9 protein-coding genes are annotated in these 7,153 nt (G+C 36.1%); 5 read left to right on the forward strand and 4 right to left on the reverse strand.

All coding sequences use genetic code 11. The features are described from left to right. The 5 genes from lepB (AWW78_RS09545) to AWW78_RS09560 all read left to right on the forward strand — a co-directional run. Nucleotides 1-205, forward strand: a 205-nt coding sequence (lepB, locus tag AWW78_RS09545) for a signal peptidase I (protein ID WP_047134998.1), incomplete at its 5' end; no start/stop codon positions are given. Further along, nucleotides 202-474 (forward strand): radical SAM protein, encoded by a 273-nt coding sequence (locus tag AWW78_RS10620; RefSeq protein WP_176696249.1) that lies wholly within the window; start codon nt 202-204, stop codon nt 472-474. The genes lepB (AWW78_RS09545) and AWW78_RS10620, both read left to right, overlap by 4 nt. After that, nucleotides 431-1,360 (forward strand): radical SAM family heme chaperone HemW, encoded by a 930-nt coding sequence (hemW, locus tag AWW78_RS09550; protein WP_176696250.1) that lies wholly within the window; start codon nt 431-433, stop codon nt 1,358-1,360. Before AWW78_RS10620 ends, hemW (AWW78_RS09550) begins: the two co-directional genes overlap by 44 nt. Then, entirely contained in the window at nt 1,357-4,050 is a 2,694-nt protein-coding gene (locus AWW78_RS09555; RefSeq protein WP_047134999.1) for a glycosyltransferase family 117 protein, read from the forward strand. The genes hemW (AWW78_RS09550) and AWW78_RS09555 overlap by 4 nt, the downstream gene beginning before the upstream one ends. Before the next feature lie 181 nt (nt 4,051-4,231). Continuing rightward, the gene (locus tag AWW78_RS09560) at nt 4,232-4,435 is read left to right on the forward strand and encodes a cold-shock protein (protein ID WP_047135000.1); all 204 of its coding nucleotides are present in this window, start codon (nt 4,232-4,234) and stop codon (nt 4,433-4,435) included. A gap of 312 nt (nt 4,436-4,747) precedes the next feature. Here the strand turns inward: AWW78_RS09560 and AWW78_RS09570 are convergent, their stop codons facing one another. The 4 genes from AWW78_RS09570 to lepB (AWW78_RS09580) all read right to left on the reverse strand — a co-directional run. Next, the gene (locus AWW78_RS09570; protein ID WP_075426258.1) at nt 4,748-5,797 is read right to left on the reverse strand and encodes a glycosyltransferase family 117 protein; all 1,050 of its coding nucleotides are present in this window, start codon (nt 5,795-5,797) and stop codon (nt 4,748-4,750) included. Further along, a complete protein-coding gene (gene hemW, locus AWW78_RS09575) occupies nt 5,794-6,723 on the reverse strand; it encodes a radical SAM family heme chaperone HemW (protein ID WP_176696250.1) in 930 nt (309 codons plus the stop codon). Before hemW (AWW78_RS09575) ends, AWW78_RS09570 begins: the two co-directional genes overlap by 4 nt. Next, nucleotides 6,680-6,952 carry a radical SAM protein gene (locus tag AWW78_RS10625; RefSeq protein WP_176696249.1) on the reverse strand — a complete coding sequence of 91 codons (273 nt, stop codon included), beginning with the start codon at nt 6,950-6,952 and terminating at the stop codon, nt 6,680-6,682. Before AWW78_RS10625 ends, hemW (AWW78_RS09575) begins: the two co-directional genes overlap by 44 nt. Next, the coding region (gene lepB / locus AWW78_RS09580; RefSeq protein WP_047134998.1) for a signal peptidase I at nt 6,949-7,153 on the reverse strand (205 nt) is incomplete at its 5' end. The genes AWW78_RS10625 and lepB (AWW78_RS09580), both read right to left, overlap by 4 nt.

Genomic DNA, 7,153 nt, shown 5'->3' on the forward strand with positions numbered 1-7,153 from the left:
ATTTGAGAACGATTACATTTTCGTGATGGGTGACAATAGAAATAATAGTTTAGATAGTAGATACTGGGGATTTGTGCCGGTGGATAATATAATCGGTAGAGCGATTCTTATTTATTGGTCGTGGAATTCAAACATTCCGACTTCGAATCTTCCGGAGAAAATAAAATCAATTAGATGGGAAAGGATAGGCAAAAGGATAAGATGAGCGGGATTTATATTCACATACCGTTTTGTGAGAGAAAATGTATTTACTGCGATTTTTATTCCATTGAAAAACTGAGTTGGATTGATTCTTTTGTTGATTCGGTTTTGCGTGAAATTGAGATTTTCAAAAAAGAATCTGACTTTACAGAAACAAGTTGTTTTGATACTATCTATTTCGGCGGTGGAACACCATCGCTTCTTAAGATTTCGCAGGCTGAAAAAAATTTTGAATTCGCTGTACAAAAATTTCCAAATTTCTCCAAATGCTGAAGTAACAATTGAGGCGAATCCAGGGACCGTTGATAAAGAAAAACTTTTTTCATTTAAAGAAGTTGGGGTTAATCGCTTAAGCTTTGGGGTTCAATCGTTTTTTGATGAGGATTTGAAATTCCTTGGGCGAATTCATACAAGCCAGGATGCTATTGAATGTGTAAAGTTTGCTTTTGAATCTGGGTTTGAAAATATCAACATTGATTTAATTTTTGGATTGCCAGGACAAAGCGTAAAAGACTGGGTGAAAAATTTGCATAAGGCGATAGAGCTTGGTGTTCCACATATATCAGCATATAATTTGATCGTTGAAAAAGGGACTCCACTTTATGAACTTGTTAGAAATGGCAAAGTTAAACTACCTGATGAGAACGAGCAGGCGGAGATGTATGAGATGACGATGGAAACCCTTGAAAGCGCTGGTTATATTCATTACGAAGTTTCAAATTATGCGCATGAGGGATTTGAATGTAGGCATAACTTGAAATATTGGGAGTACGAAAATTACATCGGCTTCGGTCCTTCAGCTCATTCTTTCTGGGCGAATAAGAGGTGGTGGAATGTAGCTAATTTGGATAAGTATCTGAGAGCGATTGGTTTAGATAAATTGCCAATTGCAAATTTTGAAATTTTGGATTCAGAGAAAATGATTGAGGAGTTTATCTATCTTGGTTTGAGGAGCACTGGAATTGATTTGAATAAATTTAGGGGAAAATTTGGTTTTGATTTCCTTGATGCTGAAATTAGGGAAGAGCTGAACGAACTTGAAAAACTTGGCTTCGTTGAGGTAGATAATTTTAAGGTTAAATTGACCCGCAAGGGTTTTTCAGTTTGTGATGAGATCAGTGTTAATTTAATTTCAAAAATAAAATATGTTTCAAGATGAGCAAGTATAAAATCAATTATATCATTGCTTTTGTTTTGTTTTTGGTTTCATTCGTTGTATATGCTTTAACGGTTCAACCGAGCGTTCCTTTTTGGGATTGTGGCGAATTTATAGCTGTGTCGTACTCCCTTGGCGTACCTCATCCTCCAGGTGCCCCATTCTTTATAATTCTTGGAAGGATAGCCACACTTTTACCTATAGCTGAAAATATTGCAAAAAGGGTTAATCTTATAAGCGCATTTGTTAGTGCTTTAACGGTAATGTTTTTATATCTAATAACAGTTAGGCTAATTTTGAGATGGAAACCAGAACCACGAACACTTGTTGATAAGCTTGCCGTTTACGGAGCTCCAATCGTTGGGGCTTTGACCCTTGCTTTTAGCGATACATTTTGGTTTAATGCTGTGGAAGCTGAAGTTTATGCAACGAGTTTGTTTTTGATGAGTTTTGCGATATGGCTTGGGATGGTATGGTTTGAAAAGGCAGATAAAATTGAAAGCGATAGATTGATACTTTTGATCGCGTATGTGATTGGTTTATCAATCGGAGTTCATTTGTTAAGTATATTGACGATCTTTACACTTGCTTTGATAGTTTATTTTAGATTTAGGGAGAGAATTGATCTAAAAAGTTTCACGATAATGGGTGTGATAGCTGTTGGCATATTTTTCTTAATTTACAAAGTTATAATTTTCTGGATACCATCGATGCTTGATGATATGCCTGCTGTTCCGTTAATTATTGCAATCGCTGTCTCATATGGAATTTATTACGCTTATCAGCACAGAAAGAGAATTTTATTTACATTTTTGATGGGTGTTTTCCTTGTTTTTCTTGGTTATACAACTTATGCTTTGATTATAATAAGGGCAAATGATAGACCAGCGATAAATGAAAATGCCCCAGATAATCTTGTCGCTTTTGTTAAGTATCTTGAACGAGAGCAATACGGTGAACAACCGTCCCCGTTTAAGAGAAGATGGAGCCAAGAGCCAACGCATCAGGAAAACTATCAAAAGTACAGCAGTGATTGGGATTTCTTTATAAGGTATCAGTTGAACCATATGTATTTGAGATATTTTCTGTGGAACTTTGTCGGGCGGGCTGGGGATATTCAAGATGCACCAGTTGCGTTTATAAAAGCTGAAAGTGGTTGGGGAAAAGCAAGTGAATTCCCAAATAAATATTTTGCTCTTCCTTTGCTAGTAGGGCTTTTTGGTTTGTATTATCATTATCGAAAAGATTGGAAAATGTTTTTATCTTATCTTGCTTTGTTCATAGTTACAGGGCTTGGACTTGCGGTTTATCTTAACATGCCAGAACCACAACCAAGAGAAAGGGATTATGTATTTGTAGGTTCATTCTTTGCATTTGCAATTTGGGTTGGAATTGGAGTTTCGGGGTTAATCGAGCTGGTAGCTGAGGCGATAAAAACGGAAATTAGAAAGGTCTATGCTATCGCAGTCTTAGGTGTTTCAATTTTCGTTGTACCTTTCAATATGCTTGTTCAAAATTGGGATGATCACGACAGAAGTGGGAATTATGTTCCGTGGGATTATTCATATAATTTGTTACAAAGCTGTGAGAAGGATGCTATTTTATTTACAAATGGTGATAACGATACCTTCCCCTTGTGGTATCTTCAGGTTGTTGAAGGTGTGAGAAGAGATGTAAGGGTTGTCAATCTAAGCTTGCTTAATACTGATTGGTATATTTTACAGTTAAAGCATGAAGAGCCGTACGGAGCGAAAAAAGTTCCGATAAGTTTGAGCGATAACATAATAAGACGACTTGGACTTGTGCAGTGGGAGCCGAGGGATGTAAGTATACCTGTTTCAAGGGAGGTTTATGAAAAATTCGGAATTAAAGATACATCGATTATAAATCAGGGTAAGATAACATTTAGAATGCCGAACACTATTCAATTCGGTGAGATCAAGGCTATAAGGGTCCAAGATATCATGGTTCGTGATATCATTGAGACGAATAAATGGGAAAGGCCAATTTATTTTGCTGTTACTGTTTCGCCCGATAATTTTATTGGTCTTGATGAATATTTGAGGATGGAGGGTCTTGCATATAGGGTGGTCCCGTTTAAAAATCCGAAGGGCTCTCCAACATTTATTCACGAAGACATAATGAGACAGTGTTTATTTAATGAACCTGAAGGATTTTATCGTGAGCCGAGGTATGGATTTAAGTTTAGAAATCTTGATAATCCAAATGTTCACTTCTTTGAGACGGATAGAAATCTAATGCAAAATTATAGAAATGCATTTTTAAAGCTTGCGATTTATTACTATGAAAATAACAGGGATACTTCGAAGGTTGTTGAAGTTCTTGATCGTATGGAGAGCAAAATTCCGAATGATGTTCTACCGATGGATTATAGGTTACGCTATGATGTTGCTAGATTATATGAAATTGTGGGTGCAAGGGATAAATTTATGAAGATCGCAAAAGAAATTGAACCGATAGCACTTGAACAAATAAACCGCGATCCCATGAATATCTATGGCGAATATAACCCGTATGTGATACTTGTTAATTTGTATGAGATGATGGGAGAATATCAAAAAGCGATAGATATTTTGAATAGAGTTCTTGTTTACTATCCACAACAATACCAACACTTGATTAAAGATAGAATCGCAAGATTACAAGCGAAGATAAATGAAAATAAGAGGTAAAAAGTTTACCTAACACTAGTTTTTAATTTTGACATTGATAAATGAATTTATTATATTGTGATTAACTTTTTGCGCTCAGGAACAGTTAAATAGCGAGAGCAATCACCGAGGTTAAATTAGTTCCTGGGTGCGTAAATGGTGGTTGCTTGAGCAGTCAAATTTATTAGGAGGTAGTAGTAAGATGTCACGCGGTAAAGTTAAGTGGTTCAACAACAAGAAGGGCTACGGATTTATCGAGACAGAGGATGGGCGTGAGGTTTTCGTCCATTACTCTGAAATTAAATCCGATAGGCGCTTTAAAACCCTTGAAGAGGGAACAACTGTTGAATTTGAGATTGTTGATGGACCCAAAGGACCGAAGGCAGTTAATGTCGTTGTCGTATGAGACGGGGCATAACTGGATGAGGTGAGCATAATCTTAGAACCCCAATTGTTTTGTTCGGATTGAACAAGCAATTGGGGTTTTTTAGTTTAAACCCTAAAGGAGTGAATCCATTATGAAATTTGCAAAAGAAGATGCCAAAAAGATTGGAAAAATTTTAAAAGCCAAACCGCAAAAAATTAAAGGTCTTTATCGCTTTAAGATTCGAAAAACGATCCTTGAAGTTCACCCTAAAATAAAACTTGGTGGAAAATTTGGGACTCTTGTCTCAGTGTTTACCCCGTATTCTCACCTTCAACTTCATTTTTGCACTGGTTATATCGTAAGCGATCTTCTCGGTGAGGTCACTTTTATTGGGGAATATGATGGCAAAGTGTCAGGGCTTATTGTTGATACGAATGGAGCATGTTCTTTATATGCAAATCTTGATAAGAAAATTTTATCAAGCGATTTTACAAAACTCGAACCTGAAGTTATGATCCCTGGGATTGCTCTTATTATAATCAAAGCATAAGTTGTATAACCAAGAAAAACAAGGAAAACACCCATCAAAAATGTAAATAAAATTCTCTTTCTGTGCTGATAAGCGTAATAAATTCCATATGAGACAGCGATTGCAATAATTAACGGAACAGCAGGCATATCATCAAGCATCGATGGTATCCAGAAAATTATAACTTTGTAAATTAAGAAAAATATGCCAACAGCTATCACACCCATTATCGTGAAACTTTTTAGATCAATTCTCTCCCTAAATCTAAAATAAACTATCAAAGCAAGTGTAAAGATCGTCAATATACTTAACAAATGAACTCCGATTGATAAACCAATCACATACGCGATCAAAAGTATCAATCTATCGCTTTCAATTTTATCTGCCTTTTCAAACCATACCATCCCAAGCCATATCGCAAAACTCATCAAAAACAAACTCGTTGCATAAACTTCAGCTTCCACAGCATTAAACCAAAATGTATCGCTAAAAGCAAGGGTCAAAGCCCCAACGATTGGAGCTCCGTAAACGGCAAGCTTATCAACAAGTGTTCGTGGTTCTGGTTTCCATCTCAAAATTAGCCTAACTGTTATTAGATATAAAAACATTACCGTTAAAGCACTAACAAATGCGCTTATAAGATTAACCCTTTTTGCAATATTTTCAGCTATAGGTAAAAGTGTGGCTATCCTTCCAAGAATTATAAAGAATGGGGCACCTGGAGGATGAGGTACGCCAAGGGAGTACGACACAGCTATAAATTCGCCACAATCCCAAAAAGGAACGCTCGGTTGAACCGTTAAAGCATATACAACGAATGAAACCAAAAACAAAACAAAAGCAATGATATAATTGATTTTATACTTGCTCATCTTGAAACATATTTTATTTTTGAAATTAAATTAACACTGATCTCATCACAAACTGAAAAACCCTTGCGGGTCAATTTAACCTTAAAATTATCTACCTCAACGAAGCCAAGTTTTTCAAGTTCGTTCAGCTCTTCCCTAATTTCAGCATCAAGGAAATCAAAACCAAATTTTCCCCTAAATTTATTCAAATCAATTCCAGTGCTCCTCAAACCAAGATAGATAAACTCCTCAATCATTTTCTCTGAATCCAAAATTTCAAAATTTGCAATTGGCAATTTATCTAAACCAATCGCTCTCAGATACTTATCCAAATTAGCTACATTCCACCACCTCTTATTCGCCCAGAAAGAATGAGCTGAAGGACCGAAGCCGATGTAATTTTCGTACTCCCAATATTTCAAGTTATGCCTACATTCAAATCCCTCATGCGCATAATTTGAAACTTCGTAATGAATATAACCAGCGCTTTCAAGGGTTTCCATCGTCATCTCATACATCTCCGCCTGCTCGTTCTCATCAGGTAGTTTAACTTTGCCATTTCTAACAAGTTCATAAAGTGGAGTCCCTTTTTCAACGATCAAATTATATGCTGATATATGTGGAACACCAAGCTCTATCGCCTTATGCAAATTTTTCACCCAGTCTTTTACGCTTTGTCCTGGCAATCCAAAAATTAAATCAATGTTGATATTTTCAAACCCAGATTCAAAAGCAAACTTTACACATTCAATAGCATCCTGGCTTGTATGAATTCGCCCAAGGAATTTCAAATCCTCATCAAAAAACGATTGAACCCCAAAGCTTAAGCGATTAACCCCAACTTCTTTAAATGAAAAAAGTTTTTCTTTATCAACGGTCCCTGGATTCGCCTCAATTGTTACTTCAGCATTTGGAGAAATTTGGAAATTTTTGTACAGCGAATTCAAAATTTTTTTCAGCCTGCGAAATCTTAAGAAGCGATGGTGTTCCACCGCCGAAATAGATAGTATCAAAACAACTTGTTTCTGTAAAGTCAGATTCTTTTTTGAAAATCTCAATTTCACGCAAAACCGAATCAACAAAAGAATCAATCCAACTCAGTTTTTCAATGGAATAAAAATCGCAGTAAATACATTTTCTCTCACAAAACGGTATGTGAATATAAATCCCGCTCATCTTATCCTTTTGCCTATCCTTTCCCATCTAATTGATTTTATTTTCTCCGGAAGATTCGAAGTCGGAATGTTTGAATTCCACGACCAATAAATAAGAATCGCTCTACCGATTATATTATCCACCGGCACAAATCCCCAGTATCTACTATCTAAACTATTATTTCTATTGTCACCCATCACGAAAATGTAATCGTTCTCAAAT

The organism is Candidatus Kryptonium thompsonii (assembly GCF_001535985.1).
Taxonomy (GTDB): domain Bacteria; phylum Bacteroidota; class Ignavibacteria; order Kryptoniales; family Kryptoniaceae; genus Kryptonium; species Kryptonium thompsonii.